Source organism: Neisseria sp. HMSC068C04, from assembly GCF_001810105.1.
In the GTDB taxonomy this organism is placed as follows: Bacteria; Pseudomonadota; Gammaproteobacteria; order Burkholderiales; family Neisseriaceae; genus Neisseria; species Neisseria flavescens_B.
Map to the genome: position 1 here is coordinate 62,612 of NZ_KV799929.1, position 22,039 is coordinate 84,650.

The 22,039-nt window shown below is 49.9% G+C and carries 20 protein-coding genes and 1 tRNA gene; 16 read left to right on the forward strand and 5 right to left on the reverse strand.

All coding sequences use genetic code 11. The features are described 5' to 3' along the window. Nucleotides 1–102: 102 nt before the first annotated feature. From HMPREF2700_RS04475 to HMPREF2700_RS04485, 3 genes are all read right to left on the reverse strand, one after another. Entirely contained in the window at nucleotides 103–1,359 is a 1,257-nt protein-coding gene (locus HMPREF2700_RS04475; protein ID WP_070590534.1) for a D-amino acid dehydrogenase, read from the reverse strand. An 83-nt stretch (nucleotides 1,360–1,442) separates the two neighbouring features. Next, entirely contained in the window at nucleotides 1,443–2,834 is a 1,392-nt protein-coding gene (locus tag HMPREF2700_RS04480; protein WP_070590537.1) for an alanine/glycine:cation symporter family protein, read from the reverse strand. Between the two features lie 371 nt (nucleotides 2,835–3,205). Beyond that, the gene (locus HMPREF2700_RS04485; RefSeq protein ID WP_070590540.1) at nucleotides 3,206–4,063 is read right to left on the reverse strand and encodes an ATP-grasp domain-containing protein; all 858 of its coding nucleotides are present in this window, start codon (nucleotides 4,061–4,063) and stop codon (nucleotides 3,206–3,208) included. Between the two features lie 125 nt (nucleotides 4,064–4,188). On the opposite strand from HMPREF2700_RS04485, the gene HMPREF2700_RS04490 reads away from it, so the two are divergent. The 5 genes from HMPREF2700_RS04490 (at nucleotide 4,189) to HMPREF2700_RS04510 (ending at nucleotide 8,324) form a co-directional block, all read left to right on the forward strand. Then, entirely contained in the window at nucleotides 4,189–5,424 is a 1,236-nt protein-coding gene (locus HMPREF2700_RS04490; RefSeq protein WP_070590542.1) for an FAD-binding domain-containing protein, read from the forward strand. 147 nt (nucleotides 5,425–5,571) lie between these two features. Beyond that, on the forward strand, nucleotides 5,572–6,291 hold the full coding sequence (gene minC / locus HMPREF2700_RS04495) for a septum site-determining protein MinC (RefSeq protein ID WP_063076223.1): 720 nt from the start codon (nucleotides 5,572–5,574) through the stop codon (nucleotides 6,289–6,291). Nucleotides 6,292–6,317: 26 nt separating this feature from the next. Next, entirely contained in the window at nucleotides 6,318–7,133 is an 816-nt protein-coding gene (gene minD / locus HMPREF2700_RS04500) for a septum site-determining protein MinD (RefSeq protein ID WP_070590544.1), read from the forward strand. Nucleotides 7,134–7,136: 3 nt separating this feature from the next. Then, a complete protein-coding gene (gene minE, locus HMPREF2700_RS04505) occupies nucleotides 7,137–7,400 on the forward strand; it encodes a cell division topological specificity factor MinE (protein WP_003680625.1) in 264 nt (87 codons plus the stop codon). Between the two features lie 3 nt (nucleotides 7,401–7,403). Then, nucleotides 7,404–8,324 carry a hydrogen peroxide-inducible genes activator gene (locus HMPREF2700_RS04510; RefSeq protein WP_063076225.1) on the forward strand — a complete coding sequence of 307 codons (921 nt, stop codon included), beginning with the start codon at nucleotides 7,404–7,406 and terminating at the stop codon, nucleotides 8,322–8,324. A gap of 63 nt (nucleotides 8,325–8,387) precedes the next feature. Here the strand turns inward: HMPREF2700_RS04510 and HMPREF2700_RS04515 are convergent, their stop codons facing one another. Then, nucleotides 8,388–8,600, reverse strand: a complete 213-nt coding sequence (locus tag HMPREF2700_RS04515) for a glycine zipper 2TM domain-containing protein (RefSeq protein WP_003684747.1) — start codon at nucleotides 8,598–8,600, stop codon at nucleotides 8,388–8,390. Nucleotides 8,601–8,854: 254 nt separating this feature from the next. Between HMPREF2700_RS04515 and HMPREF2700_RS04520 the strand changes: the two genes are divergently transcribed. Then, on the forward strand, nucleotides 8,855–9,304 hold the full coding sequence (locus tag HMPREF2700_RS04520; protein WP_070590545.1) for a CopD family copper resistance protein: 450 nt from the start codon (nucleotides 8,855–8,857) through the stop codon (nucleotides 9,302–9,304). Nucleotides 9,305–9,337: 33 nt separating this feature from the next. Further along, nucleotides 9,338–10,312 (forward strand): TerC family protein, encoded by a 975-nt coding sequence (locus tag HMPREF2700_RS04525; protein WP_070590547.1) that lies wholly within the window; start codon nucleotides 9,338–9,340, stop codon nucleotides 10,310–10,312. Between the two features lie 63 nt (nucleotides 10,313–10,375). Here HMPREF2700_RS04525 and HMPREF2700_RS04530 read toward each other — a convergent pair whose 3' ends face one another. Then, nucleotides 10,376–10,753 (reverse strand): Ag473 family lipoprotein, encoded by a 378-nt coding sequence (locus HMPREF2700_RS04530; RefSeq protein ID WP_070590549.1) that lies wholly within the window; start codon nucleotides 10,751–10,753, stop codon nucleotides 10,376–10,378. Nucleotides 10,754–10,936: 183 nt separating this feature from the next. Between HMPREF2700_RS04530 and HMPREF2700_RS04535 the strand changes: the two genes are divergently transcribed. From HMPREF2700_RS04535 to cas2, 9 genes are all read left to right on the forward strand, one after another. Next, nucleotides 10,937–11,012 (forward strand) — tRNA-Lys (locus HMPREF2700_RS04535). Nucleotides 11,013–11,312: 300 nt separating this feature from the next. Beyond that, nucleotides 11,313–12,755 (forward strand): aldehyde dehydrogenase, encoded by a 1,443-nt coding sequence (gene aldA, locus HMPREF2700_RS04540; RefSeq protein WP_070590553.1) that lies wholly within the window; start codon nucleotides 11,313–11,315, stop codon nucleotides 12,753–12,755. Between the two features lie 137 nt (nucleotides 12,756–12,892). After that, the gene (locus HMPREF2700_RS04545) at nucleotides 12,893–13,468 is read left to right on the forward strand and encodes a hypothetical protein (RefSeq protein WP_070590555.1); all 576 of its coding nucleotides are present in this window, start codon (nucleotides 12,893–12,895) and stop codon (nucleotides 13,466–13,468) included. A gap of 197 nt (nucleotides 13,469–13,665) precedes the next feature. Next, complete coding sequence (locus HMPREF2700_RS11990; protein ID WP_283129670.1) at nucleotides 13,666–13,791, forward strand: hypothetical protein; 126 nt, start codon at nucleotides 13,666–13,668, stop codon at nucleotides 13,789–13,791. Between the two features lie 75 nt (nucleotides 13,792–13,866). Beyond that, a complete protein-coding gene (lysS, locus tag HMPREF2700_RS04550) occupies nucleotides 13,867–15,378 on the forward strand; it encodes a lysine--tRNA ligase (protein WP_049323415.1) in 1,512 nt (503 codons plus the stop codon). A gap of 262 nt (nucleotides 15,379–15,640) precedes the next feature. After that, entirely contained in the window at nucleotides 15,641–17,065 is a 1,425-nt protein-coding gene (locus tag HMPREF2700_RS04555) for an alanine/glycine:cation symporter family protein (RefSeq protein WP_070590558.1), read from the forward strand. 269 nt (nucleotides 17,066–17,334) lie between these two features. After that, nucleotides 17,335–20,580, forward strand: a complete 3,246-nt coding sequence (gene cas9, locus HMPREF2700_RS04560; RefSeq protein ID WP_070590561.1) for a type II CRISPR RNA-guided endonuclease Cas9 — start codon at nucleotides 17,335–17,337, stop codon at nucleotides 20,578–20,580. Nucleotides 20,581–20,645: 65 nt separating this feature from the next. After that, nucleotides 20,646–21,560 (forward strand): type II CRISPR-associated endonuclease Cas1, encoded by a 915-nt coding sequence (gene cas1 / locus HMPREF2700_RS04565; RefSeq protein ID WP_070590564.1) that lies wholly within the window; start codon nucleotides 20,646–20,648, stop codon nucleotides 21,558–21,560. Then, entirely contained in the window at nucleotides 21,553–21,879 is a 327-nt protein-coding gene (cas2, locus tag HMPREF2700_RS04570; protein WP_033912916.1) for a CRISPR-associated endonuclease Cas2, read from the forward strand. Before cas1 ends, cas2 begins: the two co-directional genes overlap by 8 nt. The last annotated feature ends 160 nt before the right edge of the window (nucleotides 21,880–22,039 follow it).

Here is a 22,039-nt window from a genome sequence, read left to right on the forward strand (position 1 = left end):
TATTGATTGGATACCAGGATTTTGAAACAAAAGGCCGTCTGAAAAATAGTTTTCAGACGGCCTTTAAATTTGAAATGTCGCTAAACCTTATCGCTTTCCAGCTTAAGCCTGATAGCGCGACAGGCTCAAATCATCGCTGCGGATTTCGGTGTCTTTGCCGCTCACGATATCGGCAGTTAATTTTGCCGAACCCAGCGACATGGTCCAGCCCAAAGTGCCGTGGCCGGTATTTAGGAATAAGTTTTCAAAGCGGGTGCGCCCGATTAACGGCGTGCTGTCGGGCGTCATCGGTCTGAGTCCGCTCCAGAACAATGCTTGGTTCAAATCGCCGCCTTCTGGGAACAAATCGTTGACGACCAAAGCCAAGGTTTCGCGGCGTTTTTCGGGCAGTTTGATTTCGTAGCCCGACAATTCCGCCATGCCGCCGACGCGGATTCTGTTGTCAAAGCGCGTGATGGCGACTTTGTAGCTTTCATCCAAAACGGTGGACACCGGCGCGCCATCGGAATTTGTGACCGGCAGGGTCAAGGAATAGCCTTTAACGGGATAAATCGGCAGATTGAGATCCAACTGCGCCAAAACCGTCCTGCTGAAGCAGCCGAGCGCGCAGACAACGGCATCTGCTTCAAAGCGTTCTTTTTCGGTTTCGACTGCGCTGATGCGCTGCCCATTGTGTTCGATGCGGCGGATGGTTTGGTTGAAATGGAACTGTACGCCCTTTTCCTGACACAATTTGTATAGGTTTTCAGTGAAAAGATGGCAGTCGCCGGTCGCGTCCGCAGGCAGGTGCAGGCCGCCGGCAATTTTGGCGGTAACGCGTGCCAGCGCAGGCTCAAACTCTGCACATTCTTCGGGTTTCAGACGGCGGTACGGCACGCCGTAGCGTTCCAAAACGGCAATGTCTTGTTCTGCCGCTTCGACTTCTTTGGCTTGGCGGAAAATCTGCAACGTCCCTTTTTTACGCCCTTCAAAATTCATGCCGGTTTGCGCTTCAAAACGGCGGAACATTTCACGGCTGTATTCGGAAATCCTAACCATGCGCTCTTTATTGATTTGATAGCGCGCTGCCGTGCAGTTTTGCAGCATTTGCCACAGCCATTCGATTTGATACAGGCTGCCGTCAGGGCAAAACAGTAAAGGCGGATGGCTTTTAAACAGCCATTTCAGCGCTTTGGTCGGGATACCGGGTGCAGCCCAAGGCGTGGTATAGCCGTAAGAAAGCTGGCCTGCGTTGGCAAAACTGGTTTCCATCGCCACGCCCTCGGCGCGGTCGATGACCGTTACTTCATGTCCTGCCTCTGCCAGATACCACGCGGAAGATACGCCGGCCACACCAGCACCTAAAACAAGCACTTTCATTTTTCTCCTCCTCTGACTTTTTTCAAAACAAACTTAATATACATCGGGCCGTCTGAATGTTTAGGTTCAGACGGCCTTGGACATTAATGCGGCAATTCGCCGTTTTTGATTTTTTGTTTGAAGTCGCGCGTTTCATTGACGATGACTTTCGCCATCAACAAAAGCGCAATCAGATTAGGCAATGCCATCAAGCCGTTGAATGTGTCCGAAGCCAGCCACACCAAATCAAGGCTCAACACGGTTCCCAGCATAACCGAAGAAACATAACCGACGCGGTACAAACCGGCAAACTTCTCGCCGAAGACGTAAACCGCGCATTTCTCGCCGTAATAACACCAGCCGAGAATGGTTGAGTAGGCAAAGAAAATCAGGCCGATGGTCACAATCCAGCCGCCGATGCCGGGCAGCATTTTTTGGAAAGTGACGGTTGTCAGCGCCGCGCCGCTCAATTCAGGTTTCACAAACTCGCCGCCTGCGCCGAGCAGACCCATGACCAACACGATGCCGGTAATCGAGCAGACAACGATGGTGTCCAAAAACGTACCGGTCATGGAAACCAAAGCCTGACGGACGGGGTGGTCGGTTTTCGCGGCTGCGGCGGCAATCGGCGCAGAACCCATACCCGCCTCGTTGGAGAATACGCCGCGCGCCACACCGTAGCGGATGACCGTACCGATGGCGCCGCCTGCCACAGCTTGCGCGCTAAACGCATCGGAGAAAATCAGTTTGACGGCAGGCATCAGCACATCGGAATTAATCACGATAATGGCAATACCGCCTACTACATAAAACACTGCCATGGCTGGCACGATAAAAGACGCGGCTTTGGCGATGCCCTTAATGCCGCCCAAAAGTACAATGGCCGTTAATACGGTCAATATCAAGCCGGTGTAGGCAGGTTCGACGCCGAAGCTGGTTTGCACTGCCTGCGCAACCGAGTTGGACTGCACCGAGCTACCGATACCGAATGAAGCGAATGTGCCGAACAGCGCAAACGCGACGGCCATCCATTTCCAGTTTTGGCCCAAACCTTTTTCAATGTAATACATCGGGCCGCCGGACATTTCGCCTTTGGAATTGGTCACGCGGTATTTCACCGCCAATACGCCTTCGCCGTATTTGGTGGCCATACCGAAAATGGCGGTCATCCACATCCAAAATACCGCGCCCGGGCCGCCGGTTACCACCGCAGTCGCCACACCGGCGATGTTGCCCGTACCGATGGTGGCGGAAAGCGCGGTCATCAACGCCGCAAAATGGGAAATATCGCCTTCGTGGTCTTCGCCGTTTTCATGCTTCTTTGACGGCACAAACGCCTGTTTCAGCGCATAACCCAACATGGTGAACTGCAAGCCTTTCAGCAAAACGGTCAGCAAAATGCCCGTACCGACCAGCAGCATCAACATAATAGGTCCCCAGACCCAGCCGCTGATGGTTTCGAAAAAGGCTTTGAGATTGTCTAAAAACAATTGCATGGCTTTCTCCTTTGTCTGTTTTATTTTTTTATGCACTACTTTTTGTAGTGTCCTGTAATTTCAGCACAGAATATTCAATAAGACAATATCTTTCTTTTTAAAAAGATTTTTGAGGTTTTACCCTAAAAAGATATCTATTTAGACCGGCCGGATTGTTTACAATCCGCTAAAAACAAAGGCTACGGCCGAGATAAAATGCCAAATGAAAGTTAATCAACCATCAATTAAGACTGCAACAATTAAAATGACACAATCGACAAATGGCACATTATTGAAAAATACAAACACGCAACTCTTGTTTTAAAAAAGCCTCAGGCCGTCTGAAAGATGGTTTTCAGACGGCCTGAGGCTTGTTAATTATATTGATAAAGTCAGGTTGATGAATGTTGCCCAAGCAACTGAGCCAACAGTCGGGCAAAGCGTTCCGTTGCGCCTTCGCTGGTGTGCAAATACAGTGCGGGTTCGATAAGTTCCAATTCATTGAGCAGGAAAGTGTCGCCGACCAATGTACCGTCCACTCGAGCGTAAACCGGCATTTGCGGCAAAGCGGCCAGTACGTCTTGCGCGGCACGGACGGCAAACTCGGGCGGCTCGATACCGAACACTGACACGCCATAGGCCGAGTTGGCGCGCCATTCGCCTTGTGGCGGCTGACGGCGTACGGCATGGCTGAATGCGCCGTTGAAAAACACCAGCGAGGTTTCGCCTGCTGTTTCGATTTCGCGGATATAAGGTTGAACAATCACGCCTTGCGGATAATCCGCCATGTTCACGTCCAATGTTTCTGCATAAACTTTAACCACGCCTTTGCCGCTCTGCCCGAATGCCGGTTTGATGACCGCTTCCGTCCATCCTTGTTGGTTCAAAATGTCGGTCAATTCGGCTTTTTGCGGCGGAACGAACACGCTGGGAATCACTTGCGCGCCGCGTTCTGCCAAATCACATAAATAAGTCTTTTCCATATTCCAAGCCATCAGCTCGGGCGGATTGATAAAACGCTGCCCCGCCCGCTCGGCTTGCTCCAGCCATTGGCGGAAGGCTTCGGGTTCGGCGGCATAATCCCATGCGCACAAAGGCAGCAAAAACGGCGCGGACGGATGGTTTTGCCACGCATCAAATACGGTTTTCACGCCCATGGTTTCCAAGCATGCCGCCAATGTTTTCAGGTTGTCCGATGGTTCGGGATAAGTTTGGCAGGTAATGAGTGCCAAAACGGTTTGTTCGGTCATGGTTGCTACCTCATTGCTAAAACCAAAATTATATAGCAAAATCAAACCAAAAGATTTTTCAGACGGCCTGATACATGAGGCTGATTCTGATAAAATGGTCTCCCCTTTTTCGTCGGAACATGCTCATGAAATCTGCTCACGTCCTTGTCTGGTTCCGCCGCAACCTCCGCCTGCACGACAATGCCGCGCTTAATGCCGCCGTTGCAAGCGGTTTGCCCATCGCCTGCGTCTGGGTCAGCCAAAGGCCGTCTGAAAACCACAATCCGCGTCAAAGCCTGTTCCACTATCAAGCCGCGCAAGAGCTGCATACCCGTCTGGCGGCGCACCATATTCCTTTATATGTCGTCGCTTCCGACGAAGACCTCCTCCCCTTGGCTGCTGCGCTCAATGCCCATACCGTCATCACAGACGAAGCCTACACCGAAGCCGAAATCCGCCAAGACAACCACCTCTGGCACAATTTCGACCGGGCAGGCATTACTCTGCAACACGCCAACGACCGCGGCATTTTGGCCAAATTCCCCCTCATGGATGCCAACGGCCTGCCCTACACCGATTTTGCCGCCTATAAACAAGCATGGTTGCAGGCTTATTCAGGACAAAGGCCGTCTGAAACCGAATTGCCTCTTCAAACCGGACAAAACGTTCAACTGTTTCCAGCCCATACCGGCGCGGTATTGCCTGCCTATCAACAGGGCGGCGAAACCGCAGCCTTAACGCAATGGCACGCGTTCAAACAGAATTTGGTTCACTACCCGATTACCCAAAATTTTCCGGCACGAAAAAACACCAGCCTCCTCAATGCCTACCTATCCGCAGGCTGCATTTCCCCGCACCTGCTGGCTGCCGAAGGCTTGGCAAACCGACATTTCGAATGGTTGGACAAGCTCATTTTCCGCGACTACTGCTACCAGCTCGCCTACCACCGCCGCCTGCCCGAAACAACCGATGCCGCTCCGATACGCGAATACTGGCAACACGGCCAAACCGGCGTGCCCATCATCGACGCCGCCATCCGCGGCCTCGAAGCCACCGGTCACTTACACCCCGTTCTCCAGCAGCTGTGCGCCCACTATTTCTGTCATGCACTCAACTTCGACCCCAACCAAGGCATTGCGTGGACAGCCTCCGTCCAAACCGGCACCGACCCCGCGCTCAACCAGGCCAACTGGCACCTCGCCGCACAAGACACGGCCACCGTCCGCTATGCCCACCGTTCACATCAAATCGATCCCGACGGCAGCTACATCCGCAGTTACGTCCCCGAATTGGCGCACCTGCCGTCCACCCTTATCCACACGCCGTGGGCCGCCGCCGATGACATCGACACACACGGCTACCCCTTTCCCAAGGCCGTCTGAAACCTGGGTTCACACCAAAAAACCACACTAAATACAGCTGAAAAACGTTCAAACAAAATATTTTGGTTTCAGACGGCCAAACAGATTGAATAGCCAAGATTTACACGGTAAACTTACGTCATTAAAAAATTTTATTATTTCATGACAATGAAACCCGCATTCGACATAAAAACGTCACGTTTGGACGTCTTATCCATCCATCTGCACACCGCAGATTTAACCGAATTGGAAGAATTCCTGCGCCAACTGGCAGGCCAATCCCAAGACGAATTCGTTCCCTTTATTTTAGACGTACAAGATTTCGACCATCCCGAATCCATCGATTTGGGCGGCATGATTTCCCTGTTTGCCCGTTACGGCATGCAAATTTTAGGGCTGCACCACACCAGCGACACATGGGCGGCAGCGGCGGCGCGTTACCACTTGGTATTCAAACAAGGCAACTCCACCCAGGCAGCCGACACACAGGCAGCGCCTGCCCCCCGCCAAGCACCGCAGCCGCAAGACGTACAAGCCACCGTCATCAACAATCCGACCGTATTGGTCAGCACGCCCGTGCGTACCGGCCAGCAGGTTTACGCTGAAAACGGCGACCTCATCGTCACCGGCATCGTCAGCCAAGGTGCGGAACTTATCGCCGACGGCAACATCCATATTTACGCCCCCATGCGCGGCAGAGCGTTGGCCGGTGCAAAAGGCAATACCAACGCGCGCATCTTTATTCATTCCATGCAGGCCGAATTAGTCTCCGTTGCCGGTATCTACCGCAACTTCGAGCAAGACCTGCCCGAGCATCTGCACAAAAAACCCGTACAAGTATCATTGCAAGACAACCGACTGGTTATCAGCGCAATCGACGCCGAATAAACATCAGTACTTAAAAAGGAAATATCGTGTCCAAAATCATCGTAGTAACTTCAGGTAAAGGCGGCGTAGGCAAGACCACTACCAGCGCCAGCATCGCAACCGGCCTGGCCCTGCGCGGCCACAAAACCGCCGTGATTGACTTCGACGTCGGTTTGCGCAACCTTGACCTGATTATGGGTTGCGAACGCCGCGTCGTATACGACCTCATCAACGTCATCCACGGCGAAGCGACTCTCAATCAAGCCCTGATTAAAGACAAAAACTGCGAAAACCTCTACATCCTGCCTGCGTCGCAAACCCGCGATAAAGACGCGCTGACCCGCGAAGGCGTGGACAACGTGATGAAAGAGCTGGCCAGCGAAAAAATGGGCTTCGAATTCATCATCTGCGACTCCCCTGCCGGTATCGAACAAGGTGCACTGATGGCACTCTACTTTGCCGACGAAGCCATCATTACCACCAATCCGGAAGTATCCAGCGTCCGCGACTCCGACCGCATCCTGGGCATTTTGCAAAGCAAATCCCGCAAAGCCGAACAAGGCGGTACTGTTAAAGAGCACCTGCTGATTACCCGCTACTCCCCTGAGCGCGTAGCCAAAGGCGAAATGCTGTCTGTACAAGACATCTGCGACATCTTGCGTATTCCGTTGATCGGTGTGATTCCTGAATCACAAAACGTTCTACAAGCTTCCAACGCCGGCGAACCTGTCATCCACCAAGACAATGCCGCAGCAGCAGAAGCCTACAAAGACGTTATCGCCCGCCTCTTGGGCGAAAACCGCGAAATGCGTTTCCTCGAAGCTGAGAAGAAAAGCTTCTTAAAACGACTGTTCGGAGGTTAATACATGTCACTGCTCGATATGCTGTTCGGCAGAAAGCCGAAAACCGCCACAGTCGCGCGCGACCGCCTGCAAATCATCATCGCGCAAGAACGCGCACAAGAAGGCCAAGCTCCGGACTATCTGCCAACCCTGCGTAAAGAGTTGTTGGAAGTCCTGTCCAAATACGTCAACGTATCATTGGACGACATCCGCATCTCCCAAGAGAAACAAGACGGCTTGGACGTTCTTGAGCTGAACATCACCCTGCCGGAACAAAAAAAGGCTTAACACATGACCTTGACCGAATTGCGTTACATCGTAGCCGTCGCACAAGAACGTCACTTCGGACGTGCCGCACGACGCTGCTTTGTCAGCCAGCCCACCCTCTCCATTGCCATCAAAAAGCTGGAGGAAGAGCTGTCGGTATCCCTGTTCGACCGTAGCAGCAACGACATCATCACGACCGAAGCGGGCGAGCGCATTGTCGCCCAAGCCCGCCGGGTTCTGGAAGAAGCGGAACTCATCAAGCACCTTGCCAATGAAGAGCAAAACGAATTGGAAGGCGCATTCAAACTCGGCCTGATTTTCACCGTTGCCCCCTACCTTCTGCCCAAGCTCATTACCGCGCTGCGTGAAACCGCGCCGAAAATGCCGCTGATGCTGGAAGAGAACTATACCCACATCCTGACCGAGTCGCTCAAACGTGGCGATGTCGATGCAATCGTCGTTGCCGAACCATTCCAAGAGCCGGGTATCGTGACCGAGCCTCTGTATGACGAACCTTTCTTCGTCATTGTTCCCAAAGGCCATCACTTTGAAGAACTTGATGCCGTTACACCTCAGCTTTTGAGCGAAGAACAAGTGTTGCTGCTGTCCGAAGGCAACTGTATGCGCGACCAAGTGTTGGCAAGCTGTTCCGAATTGGCCTCCAAACAAAAAATCCAAGGTTTGACCAATACCCTGCAAGGCAGCTCCATCAACACCATCCGCCACATGGTTGCCAGCGGTTTGGCCATCAGCGTCATGCCGGCTACTGCATTGACCGAAAACGACCATATGCTTTTCAGCATTATCCCGTTTGAAGGCAATGCGCCGCAGCGCCGTGTCGTTTTGGCCTATCGCCGCAACTTTGTCCGTCCGAAAGCACTGACTGCTTTGCGTACTGCCATTTTGCAATCGCAACTGACCGGTGTAACCTTCGTCAACGAATAAACCACAAAACAAAAGGCCGTCTGAATATTCAGACGGCCTTTTTATTTTTAACCGAATAAAGGATTAGTAGCGGGTATGAACCTGACTGCCGATAACGCCACCCAAAGCCGCACCACCCAAGGTAGAGCCGGTATCGCCACCAATCAAGTTACCTGCCACTCCACCCAATACCGCACCAGCAGCAGTGTTGCGTTGGGTTTGAGTCATATTGGCACATGCACCCAAAGAGGCAGCCAGCATGATCAAGGTCACAGTTTTTGCAAAAGTTTTCTTCATGGTTTGATTCTCCATCAGGGTTTAAGCTGTATATGAAGCAGTATGGCACAACCTTTCATTAATATATTTTCTGATAAGTAAAGACAGATTAAACTAAGATAATGCTTTTGATGAACGGTTAACTTCAAAAATAAACGGTAATTCCAATAGAATATTTATAAAATTTAATATCTTTGGCATAAAATTGCGCATACATCAATCGCATTCGGTAGTGATACAATGACGACTTGTCTGAACTACCGGAAACACCCGTCATGAGTACCTACGCACTGGCACACATCATCCATGTTTATTGCGCGATTGCCTTTGTCGGCGGCGTATTTTTCGAAATGCTGGTTCTCTCCGTTTTGCACACCGGCCGCGTTTCGCGCGAATCGCGCCGCGAAGTCGAACGTGCCATGTCCCATCGTGCCGTCCGCGTGATGCCGATTGTCGTCATCACCCTTTTCATCAGCGGCATCGTCATGGTGTACAACCGTTATCTGCCAATGCTGCACCATCCTCTCGACAGCGCCTTCAGCATTATGTTGAGCATCAAAATCCTGTTGGCAGTAAGCGTGTTGGTACATTTTGCCATCGCCGTTGTCAAAATGGCCCGACACACCCTCACCGTCGGCTGGTCGAAATACATACACGCCGTTGTCTTCAGCCATATGCTGTTTATCGTCTTTTTTGCCAAGGCGATGTTCTACCTGTCTTGGTAAACCTTACCCATACCCCACACACAAGGATTTTTTATGACCCAATACCCGTCCGTCGGCTCGCCGATGTTTTACGGCATCTTCTTTATTGCCGTCTTAATCATGATCGCCATCGATATGGTATCGCTGAAAAAAAACGGCGCCCACAAAGTCAGTATCAAAGAAGCCCTCGCCTGGAGCGGCATTTGGGTAGCCGTATCCTGCGCATTTGCAGGCTGGCTCTATTTTGAACTGGCGGGCAACCCGACTTACGGGGCCGTTGTCGCCAAAGAAAAAGTCCTCGAATTTTTCACCGGCTATGTACTCGAAAAATCCCTTGCCGTCGATAACATCTTCGTTTTCCTGATGATTTTTGGCTACTTCAAAGTCGAACCCAAATTCCAACACCGCGTCTTGCTCTATGGCGTATTCGGTGCCATCGTCCTGCGCGCCATTATGATCTTCATCGGCGCAGCCTTGGTACAACAATTTGAATGGATTTTGTACCTCTTCGGCGCATTCCTCTTATACACCGGCATTCATATGATGAAACCCGAAGCCGAAACTGAAGAAGACTTTTCCCAAAACAAGATCCTGACCCTGCTCAAAAAAGTCATCCCGACCAGCCAACAGTTTGACGGTGAAAAATTCTTTACCATCGAAAACGGCAAACGCATCGCTACACTACTTTTGCTGGTATTGATTATGATCGAATTGAGCGACGTCATCTTCGCCGTGGACAGCATCCCCGCTATTTTTGCCGTAACCACCGACCCTTTCATAGTCCTCACTTCCAACATTTTTGCCATCTTGGGACTGCGTGCCATGTACTTCTTACTGGCAGACTTTGCCGAACGCTTTATTTTCCTCAAATACGGCTTGGCTTTCGTATTGAGCTTTATCGGTATCAAGATGCTGATTATGCACTGGGTGCATATCCCGATTTCCATTTCCCTGTCCGTCGTCTTCGGCGCACTGGGCGCGTCCATCCTGACTTCTTTGGTGTATACGCGTCAGCAAGAGAAAAAATAATCTGCCAACATAAAAAGGCCGTCTGAACATTTCAGACGGCCTTTTCAAATATCAAACACCAGCTTATTTAGCAGCGTCTTTCAATTTGTCGGCAGCTTCTTGAGTCGCATCGGCTGCTTTACCCATAGCATCTTTAGCTGCGTCTTTGGCAGCATCTTTAGCATCAGAAACCGCATCTTTAGCTTCTTCAACCGCTTTACCGGCAGCATCTTTAGCATCAGAAACTGCTTTATCTGCAGTTGCTTTAGCATCTGCAGCAGCGTCTTTAACATCAGAAACAGCTTGCTCAGCCGCACCTTTGGCTTCAGAAGCTGCATTTTCAGCAGCAGTGTTTACATCGGAAGCAACAGCAGAAGCCGCCTCTTGGGTTTCTTTTTTCGCTTCTTGTGTACACGCCGCCAAGCCGGCTACCATCATTGCAGCAATCAATAATTTTTTCATGTTGTATATCCTTTGGTCTAAAAAATATCTGTCAAAACTGACAGACTAAAAAATCATAACATAATAAATGCTCACAAAAGGGAGAATTAACGCCAAATAACAGCCGGTTTACGTTTTTTGAAAAAAAATTTCAAAAAAACAGTTGACGAAAAGAAACAAGCTACCTATAATACACAGCTTATCGGGTCGTTAGCTCAGTCGGTAGAGCAGCGGACTTTTAATCCGTTGGTCGAGCGTTCGAATCGCTCACGACCCACCAAATATGAAAACCTGCTTTGAAAAAAGCAGGTTTTTTTATATTCTCCATCAAGCCTTTCTTCACTCGATACCTACTTTATTATCAACATCAAGAATATTCGAGCTTTGTCACAATGCTGTTATAGATGTAACTCAAAGCATCACAAACCTCTTAAATCAATCAAACCCAACTCCCCACACATCATATTTTTCTAAAAACTTCCAAATACCTACCATCAACCCACGCTAAATCCTCTTGTATGCCAGACAATTTAGGCATAGACTAAAACTACATCCAACTACAACAACAGGAGAAGGTTTGATGAAACAACTGTCTATGTATATCAATGGCCGCTTTGAAACCGACTTTAACGGCACATGGCGTGATGTTTTGAATCCGGCAACCGAAGAAGTCATCGCGCGTGAGCCTAAAGGCGGAAAAGCCGATGTTGATCGTGCCGTTGCCGCGGCCAGAGATGTGCAAACTACATGGGAGCGTTTGCCTGCCGTTGAGCGCGGCGCATACCTGCGCAAAATTGCCCAAGGCATCCGTGAACGCGCCGACGAGCTGACTGACACCATTGTTGCCGAAGGCGGCAAAACCAAAGATTTGGCACGCATAGAAGTCATGTTCACTGCCGATTATCTCGATTATCAAGCCGAATGGGCGCGCCGTTATGAAGGCGAAATCATCCAAAGCGACCGTCCGCGCGAAAACATTTTATTGTTCAAACGTCCTTTAGGCGTGATTGCCGGTATTTTGCCGTGGAACTTCCCATTCTTCCTGATCGCCCGCAAAATGGGCCCGGCTTTGGTAACCGGCAATACCATCGTCGTCAAACCAAGCAGCGTTACCCCGATTAACTGCCACATCTTTGCTGAAATCGTCCATGCCTCAGGCTTACCGGCCGGCGTATTCAACGTCGTCAACGGCCCGGGCGCAGAAATCGGCAATGCCTTGGCATCACATCCGCAAGTCGATATGGTCAGCCTGACCGGTTCTGTCGATGCCGGCCGCCAAGTGATGGAAGCTGCCGCCACCAACATCACCAAAGTCTCACTGGAACTGGGCGGCAAAGCCCCTGCCATCGTCCTGAAAGATGCCGACTTGGATCTGGCCGTCAAATCCATCTTGGCTTCACGCGTGGGCAATACCGGCCAAATCTGTAACTGCGCCGAACGCGTGTATGTCCACAGCAGCCTGAAAGACGCATTTATTGAAAAAATGACCACCGCCATGAAAGGCGTACGCTACGGCAACCCGGCCGAAGCTGAACCCGGTGCACTGGAAATGGGCCCATTGATTGAAGAGCGTGCCGTAAAATCCGTTGCCGAAAAAGTCGAACGCGCAGTTAGACAAGGCGCAACCTTGGTCTGCGGCGGCAAACGTGCCGACGGCAAAGGCTACTTCTTCGAACCTACCCTGCTGACTGATACCGACAACAGCATGGACATCATGAAGGAAGAAACCTTCGGCCCCGTCCTGCCGGTTGCCACTTTCGACACACTCGATCAAGTCATCGCTTTGGCAAACGACAGCGAATTCGGCTTGACCAGCTCCGTCTATACCACCAATCTGAATGAAGCGTTTTATGTAACCCGCCGCCTGCGTTTCGGCGAAACCTACATCAACCGCGAAAACTTCGAAGCCATGCAGGGCTTCCATGCCGGTTGGAAAAAATCAGGTATCGGCGGCGCCGACGGTAAACACGGTTTGGAAGAATATCTGCAAACCCAAGTCGTTTATTTGGAAACCGATATCTAACCGCCGATACGGCCCTTCATGAAACAAAAGGCCGTCTGAAGTTGATTTTTCAGGTTAAACTGCACCCCAAAAGTTGCTACTCCAACTAACAAGGTGCAGTTTTTTATAACTAATTTTTATTAAATAGGAAAGTAACCATGTTGCACAAAATCGGGATAATGAGCGCATTGATCGTGGGTTTTGCCATGCCGGCTGCTGCCGAATGTTTGATTCAAAAAGATGGTATCGGAGGAATTAAATTAGGGCAGAACTTAAAGCAGGTAAAACAGAAATTCCCGAAGGCAAAAATGGAAAGAGAAAGCGATGCCGAAGGTGTGGCATTTGTTGCCATTACGCTATCTAAAGACGTTATGGTTTTGGCTTTTCAAAATGGGGACAACGATCCTGATACCCCTATAAAACTGCATAAAAAAATTAATTTTTTGGAGACCGATTCTCCTACCTGTCACACGGCTTCAGGTGTACACCCGGGCATGAAGATTAAAGATGCAGAAGCCAAGCTGGGCAAAGTCAAAGGAATCCAACTATCAGAAATCGAAGCGCGTGAATACGCAACATTTGCCCGTCAACCGAAACATTTCGGATTTAGAGTAGAGCAGGGAGCAGGGATTTATCCGGGTAAAGGTGAAGCGCCGAATCAAACTCGGCGTTACCGTCAAACGGGACGTATTGAGGCAATTTCCGTATCTCAATCCAGAGGTTTTGATAATTGAAGAGCAAGATATTAGACAGAATGAACTGCACCCCCAAAGTTGCCCTCCAACTAACAAGGTGCAGTTTTTTATGACCCAATATACTTACACTTCAAATACTAAGACCAATACTGTATCTCACGCACACATCTGCGACGTTGGATAACCGCCTGTCAGGAAAGCGGCATCGGCGCATTCAAACCTTTCAGTCTAAAATCATGATCGACCACCGCAAAAATCCCTTCATCGCCGACAAGCCGATCACAAAAATACAGCTTGGGGAGGCAGTTCAGGTTTCAGACGGCCTTTCTGCCTTTATAGAAAAAAACACCGACATCGCGTAAAATAGAGCCAATTTTTCACTTTATTCAGGCCGTCTGAAAACTCCGGCAGCCTGACTCATTTTTCCGGAAAACACCATGAGCGAACAAAACAATCCGCAAATCGAGCCGCAGTTGGACGAAAACCAAATCATCGCCCTGCGCCGCGAGAAACTGCACAACATCCGCAAAGAACGCAACGCCTACCCTAACGATTTCAAACGCGACAGCTTTGCCGCCGACCTGCATACCCAATACGGTGAAATCAGCAAAGAAGAACTCGACCCGCAAGGCATTCCCGTCAAAGTGGCCGGCCGCATGATGCTCAAACGTCAAATGGGCAAAGCCAGCTTCGCCACCATTCAAGACGTTACCGGTCAAATCCAGCTTTATCTGAACAACAAAGGCGTGAGCCAAGAAGTTTTGGACGACTTTAACCACTGGGACTTGGGCGACATCGTCGGCGCGGAAGGTACTTTGTTCAAAACCAACCACGGCGAATTGACCGTGCGCGTGTCCAACATCCGCCTGCTGTCCAAATCCCTGCGCCCTCTGCCGGACAAACACAAAGGCTTGAGCGATCAGGAAACCAAATACCGTCAACGCTACGTCGATTTGATTGCCAACGAAGAATCGCGCAATACGTTTATCAAACGCAGCCAAATCATCCAATCCGTGCGCAATTTCATGGTCAACGAGCATTATTTGGAAGTTGAAACCCCAATGATGCACCCGATTCCGGGCGGTGCGACAGCGAAACCGTTCGTTACCCACCACAACGCTTTGGATATCCCGCTCTACCTGCGCATTGCTCCCGAGCTGTATCTGAAACGCTTGGTTGTCGGCGGTTTGGAACGCGTGTTTGAAATCAACCGCAGCTTCCGCAACGAGGGCATGTCCGTACGCCACAACCCTGAATTCACCATGATCGAATTCTACGAAGCCTTCTCCGACTACGAACGCATGATGCAAATGGCGGAAGACATCATCCGCAACGCTTCCCGCGCGGTAAACGGTACGGCAAAAATCAGCTACAACGGCAAAGAAGTCGATTTGGAAAGCCCGTTTGAACGCCTGACCATTCTCGGTGCCATCAAAAAATACAATCCGCACTACACCGATGAGCAGTTGAACGATGAAGAATGGCTGAAAAAAGAAATCGTCAAACACGGCGAAAGCCTGCCTCCTTCTCCGGGCATCGGCAGCCTGCAGCTTGCCTTGTTTGAAGGTTGCGCCGAGGGCAAACTGTGGAACCCGACTTTCATCATCGACTACCCTGTCGAAGTGTCGCCATTGGCACGCGCATCTGACAGCAAACCGGGCTTGACCGAACGCTTCGAGCTTTTCGTTGTCGGCCGCGAACTGGCAAACGGCTACTCTGAGTTGAACGATCCGGAAGACCAGGCCGAACGCTTCAAAGCGCAAGTGGCACAAAAAGACGCCGGCGACGACGAAGCCATGCACTACGATGCCGACTACATCCGCGCTATGGAATTCGGCCTGCCGCCGACAGGCGGCTGCGGCATCGGTATCGACCGCTTGGTAATGTTGCTGACCGATTCGCAAACCATCCGCGACGTGATTCTGTTCCCGCAAATGCGTCCCGAATAATGCATTGAAATAAAATCAAGGCCGTCTGAAAACAAGACTCTGTTTTCAGACGGCCTTTTTGTTCAAATATGTAAAACGGAAGAGTTTAAATCAATAAATTCTTTACATCATAATAATAAAATTACATGATAATCAAAAAGATAATATAAAAAAGAATATGTAAACGTTTTTCAGTTTGTTGACAGTCTGCTAGAATACATCCAGTTACAGACAGCCTTCACACACAGGCCGTCTGAAAATGCAGAAACTCTGAAAGGTTTGTATGGATCAATTTTTCGAACAGCTTCACGGATTGGTAAACGCCATCAACGACCAAATGTGGTCGGGGTTGGTATATATGCTTTTAGGCGCAGGCCTCTTTTTCACCGTTACCACCGGTTTTGTACAATTCCGCCTCTTCGGCCGCAGTATTAAAGAAATGTTGGGCGGCCGCAAACAAGGTGATGATCCGCACGGAATCACACCGTTCCAAGCATTCGTTACCGGCTTGGCCAGCCGCGTAGGCGTGGGCAACATCGCCGGCGTGGCGATTGCCATCAAACTCGGCGGACCGGGCGCGGTGTTCTGGATGTGGGTAACCGCCTTAATCGGCATGAGTTCGGCGTTTGTCGAATCTTCACTGGCCCAACTCTTTAAAGTCCGGGACTACGACAACCACCACTTCCGCGGCGGCCCCGCCTACTACATCACTCAAGGCCTGGGACAAAAATGGCTGGGCGTTTTGTTCGCCCTTAGCCTGATTTTCTGTTTCGGCTTTGTATTTGAAGCTGTACAGACCAATACCATCGCCGATACCACCAAAGCGGCATGGGGCTGGGATCAACACTATGTCGGTGTCGCCCTAGTCATTCTGACTGCCCCGATTATCTTCGGCGGTATCCGCCGCGTATCCAAAGCCGCGGAAATCATCGTTCCGCTGATGGCAGTTTTATATCTCGTCATAGCACTCTTCATCATTGCTACCAATATTTCCCTGATTCCTGACGTGTTCGGTCAGATTTTCTCCAACGCGTTCAACTTCGATTCGGCTGCAGGCGGTTTCCTCGGCGGTCTGATTTCGACCACCATGATACAGGGTATCAAACGCGGCCTGTATTCCAATGAGGCGGGTATGGGTTCCGCGCCGAATGCCGCCGCCGCTGCCGAAGTGAAACACCCCGTCTCCCAAGGCATGATTCAAATGCTGGGCGTTTTCGTCGATACCATCATCGTCTGCTCATGCACCGCCTTTATCGTCTTGACCTATCAGCAGCCTTACGGCGACCTGAGCGGTGCGGCGTTGACGCAGGCAGCGATTGTCAGCCAAGTGGGTCAATGGGGCGCGGGCTTCCTTGCTGTCATCCTGTTTATGTTTGCCTTTTCAACCGTTATCGGCAACTATGCCTATGCCGAGTCCAACGTCCAATTCATCAAGAGCCATTGGCTGGTTACCGCCGTTTTCCGTATGCTGGTTTTGGCATGGGTCTACTTCGGCGCAGTTGCCAACGTACCCTTGGTATGGGATATGGCAGACATGGCAATGGGCATCATGGCATGGATTAACCTCGTCGCCATCCTGCTCCTGTCCCCACTTGCCTTCCTGCTGTTGAAAGACTACACAGCCAAGCTGAAAATGGGCAAAGCCCCAGAGTTCAAACTCTCCGAACACCCAGGCTTGAAACGCAAAATCAAATCCGATATCTGGTAACACCAAAGGCCGTCTGAAATTTCAGACGGCCTTTTTAATCCCTGTCATTGAGACAAAACGATGCCCCTTAAAGCAGAAGCCTTAAGGGGCAGAGCGTTGCGGCACATCTTTTCAGACGGCCTTATTGTAGCAACGTTTCTCATTTCGCAGTGCAACAATATGGACAGATTTTAATTCCAAATCGGCACCTAGTCAAGCATTTCATTTGCATGGAAATACTTACCTAGTATATATTTATACTTACCAAACATCATATTACGGAGAAACTGATGGCTGCATTCAAACCCAATCCAATCAACTACATCCTCGGCCTCGATATCGGCATCGCATCCGTCGGCTGGGCGATGGTAGAAATTGACGAAGAAGAAAACCCCATCCGCCTGATTGATTTGGGCGTGCGCGTATTTGAGCGTGCAGAAGTACCGAAAACAGGTGACTCTCTCGCAGCGGCAAGACGCTTGGCACGCAGTGTTCGCCGCCTGACCCGCCGTCGCGCCCATCGCCTGCTTCGGGCCCGCCGCCTATTGAAACGCGAAGGCGTATTACAGGCCGCCGATTTTGATGAAAACGGCTTGATTAAATCCTTACCGAATACACCCTGGCAACTTCGCGCAGCCGCATTAGACCGCAAACTGACGCCTTTGGAGTGGTCGGCAGTCTTGTTGCATTTAATCAAACACCGCGGCTATTTGTCGCAACGGAAAAATGAAGAGCAAACTGCCGATAAGGAGCTTGGGGCTTTGCGTGCAGGTATGAAGAGTAACACTCAAGCCTTACAGACAGGCAATTTCCGCACTCCGGCCGAATTGGCTTTAAATAAATTTGAAAAAGAAAGCGGCCATATCCGCAACCAGCGCGGCGATTATTCGCATACGTTCAGCCGCGAAGATTTACAGGCGGAGCTGGTTTTGCTGTTTGAAAAACAAAAAGAATTCGGCAATCCTCATGTTTCAGACGGCCTTAAAGAAGATATTGAAACCCTGCTGATGGCGCAACGCCCTGCCCTGTCTGGTGATGCTGTTCAAAAAATGTTGGGGTATTGCACCTTTGAGCCGACAGAGCCGAAAGCCGCTAAAAACACCTACACCGCCGAACGTTTCATCTGGCTGACCAAGCTGAACAACCTGCGTATTTTAGAGCAAGGCAGCGAGCGACCATTGACCGATACCGAACGCGCCATACTTATAAATCAGCCGTATAAAAAGAAACTGACTTACGCACAAGCCCGTAAGCTTTTGGATCTAGACGATACCGCCTTTTTCAAAGGCTTGCGCTATGGTAAAGACAATGCCGAAGCCTCAACATTGATGGAAATGAAGGCCTACCATGCCATCAGCCGTGCGCTGGAAAAAGAAGGATTGAAAGACAAAAAATCCCCATTAAACCTTTCTCCCGAATTACAAGACGAAATCGGCACGGCATTCTCCCTGTTCAAAACCGATGAAGACATTACAGGCCGTCTGAAAGACCGTGTACAGCCCGAAATCTTAGAAGCGCTGTTGAAACACATCAACTTCGACAAGTTCGTCCAAATTTCCTTGAAAGCGTTGCGCCGAATTGTGCCGCTAATGGAGCAAGGCAAACGTTACAATGAAGCCTGCGCCGAAATCTACAGAGACCATTACGGCAAGAAAAATACGGAAGAAGAGATTTATCTGCCGCCCATCCCTGCCGACGAAATCCGCAACCCAGTCGTCTTGCGCGCCTTATCTCAAGCCAGAAAAGTCATTAACGGCGTGGTTCGGCGTTACGGCTCCCCTGCCCGTATCCATATTGAAACGGCAAGGGAAGTAGGCAAATCGTTTAAAGACCGCAAAGAAATCGAAAAACGCCAAGAAGAAAACCGAAAAGACCGTGAAAAAGCCGCCGCCAAATTCCGAGAGTATTTCCCCAATTTTGTCGGCGAACCCAAATCCAAAGATATTCTGAAACTGCGCCTGTACGAGCAACAACACGGTAAATGCCTGTATTCGGGCAAAGAAATCAACTTAGGCCGTCTGAACGAAAAAGGCTATGTCGAAATCGACCATGCCCTGCCGTTCTCGCGCACATGGGACGACAGTTTCAACAATAAAGTACTGGTATTGGGCAGCGAAAACCAGAACAAAGGCAACCAAACCCCTTACGAATACTTCAACGGCAAAGACAACAGCCGCGAATGGCAGGAATTTAAAGCGCGTGTCGAAACCAGCCGTTTCCCGCGCAGTAAAAAACAACGGATTCTGCTGCAAAAATTCGACGAAGATGGCTTTAAAGAACGCAATCTGAACGATACGCGCTACGTCAACCGTTTCCTGTGTCAATTCGTTGCCGACCATATGCGGCTGACAGGTAAAGGGAAAAGACGTGTCTTTGCATCCAACGGGCAAATTACCAATCTGTTGCGCGGCTTTTGGGGATTGCGTAAAGTGCGTGCGGAAAACGACCGCCATCACGCCTTGGACGCAGTCGTCGTTGCCTGCTCGACCGTTGCCATGCAGCAGAAAATTACCCGTTTTGTACGCTATAAAGAGATGAACGCGTTTGACGGTAAAACCATAGATAAAGAAACAGGAGAAGTGCTGCATCAAAAAACACACTTCCCGCAACCTTGGGAATTTTTCGCACAAGAAGTCATGATTCGCGTCTTCGGCAAACCGGACGGAAAACCCGAATTTGAAGAAGCGGATACTCCCGAAAAACTGCGCACTCTGCTTGCTGAAAAATTATCTTCTCGCCCAGAAGCCGTACACGAATACGTTACGCCACTGTTTGTTTCGCGTGCGCCTAATCGGAAGATGAGCGGGCAAGGCCATATGGAGACCGTCAAATCCGCCAAACACCTGGACGAAGGCATCAGCGTGTTGCGCGTACCGCTGACACAGTTAAAACTGAAAGACTTGGAAAAAATGGTCAACCGGGAGCGCGAACCTAAGCTATACGAAGGACTGAAAGCACGTTTGGAAGCACATAAAGACGATCCTGCCAAAGCCTTTGCCGAGCCGTTTTACAAATACGATAAGGCAGGCAACCGCACCCAACAGGTAAAAGCCGTACGCGTAGAGCAAGTACAGAAAACCGGCGTATGGGTGCGCAACCATAACGGTATTGCCGACAACGCAACCATGGTGCGCGTAGATGTGTTTGAGAAAGGCGGCAAGTATTATCTGGTCCCGATTTACAGTTGGCAGGTAGCGAAAGGGATTTTGCCGGATAGGGCTGTTGTACAAGGAAAAGATGAAGAAGATTGGACGGTAATGGATGATAGTTTTGAGTTTAAGTTTGTACTTTATGCCAATGATTTGATTAAACTAACTGCTAAGAAAAATGAATTTTTAGGCTATTTTATCAGCCTAAATAGAGCAACTGGAGCGATTGATATTCGTACACATGATACGGATAGTACAAAAGGGAAAAACGGCATTTTTCAAAGTGTTGGTGTTAAAACCGCCCTTTCATTCCAAAAATACCAAATCGACGAACTGGGCAAAGAAATCAGACCATGCCGTCTGAAAAAACGCCCGCCTGTCCGTTAAATTAATCTATCCCTGTTTCAGACGGCCTGAAGCAGGGATTTTTTATATAAAAATAAGGGAAAAACATGACTTGGCGCAGCCTGCTCATTCAAAACGGCGGCAAACTATCCTTGCAACGCCGGCAACTGCTGATTCAACAAAACGGCGAGTCCCACACCGTACCATTAGAAGACATCGCCGTTATCATCATTGAAAACCGCGAAACCCTGATTACCGCCCCGCTTCTGTCAGCCTTAGCCGAACATGGCTCAACCCTGCTAACCTGCAATGAGCAGTTCCTGCCCTGCGGACAATGGCTGCCTTATGCCCAATATCACCGCCAACTTAAAATCCTCAAGCTGCAACTGAACATAAGCGAACCCTTAAAAAAGCAACTCTGGCAACATATCGTCCGCCAAAAAATCCTGAATCAAGCATTTGTCGCAGACGAAACAGGCAATGATCTTGCAGCCAAACGGCTGCGTACTTTGGCAGTCGAAGTCCGTTCCGGCGATACAGGAAACCGTGAAGCCCAAGCTGCCGCCCTCTACTTCCAAGCCCTCTTTGGAGAAAAGTTTACCCGTAATGACAGCAATGCCGTCAATGCCGCATTGAATTACACCTACGCCGTTCTCCGTGCAGCAGTTGCACGCGCCCTGACCTCATATGGTTGGTTGCCTGCATTAGGCTTGTTTCATAGAAGCGAACTAAATCCATTCAACCTTGCCGATGACTTTATCGAACCCTTACGCCCATTGGCCGACCTGGTCGTTATACATTTGCATGAACAAAGCCGTCTGAAAACTGATCTGACCCCTAACATCAAACAAAACCTTATCAAGACCCTTCACTGTCAAATCTGCATCGAACGGCACCATTTCAGCACCTTGGCTGCCATAGACAAAATGATTTCCTCATTTCAAGCCAGCGTAACCGATAAAAACGCCAAACAGCTGAAACTGCCTGAAATCTTGCCATTGGAAGAATACCAATATGAGTGAGGCCAAATTTATGAGGATTATCGTCTTCTTCGACCTACCTGTTACCACGGCAGCCAAGCGCAAAGCCGCCAATCAATTCCGCCAGTTTCTATTAAAAGATGGATACCAAATGCTCCAACTTTCTGTATACAGTCGTATTGTCAAAGGCCGTGATTCGTTGCAAAAACACCACAATAGACTATGCGCAAACCTACCGCAAGAAGGGTCAATCCGCTGTTTGGAAGTAACGGAAAAACAATATGCCACCATGAAACTGCTGTTGGGAGAGCTGAAAACCCAAGAAAAAAGGGTAAATTCAGACCAACTATTATTATTTTAAGCACATTTTTTTAGACAAAATAAAACGGGAAACCCTTATAGAATAAGGGTTTCCCGTTGAGGTATTGTAGCACTGCGAAATGAGAAAGGGAGCTACAACGTGTTTGGACAGCGGCTGGCTTGAGTGGAGATTGTAGCACTGCGAAATGAGAAAGGGAGCT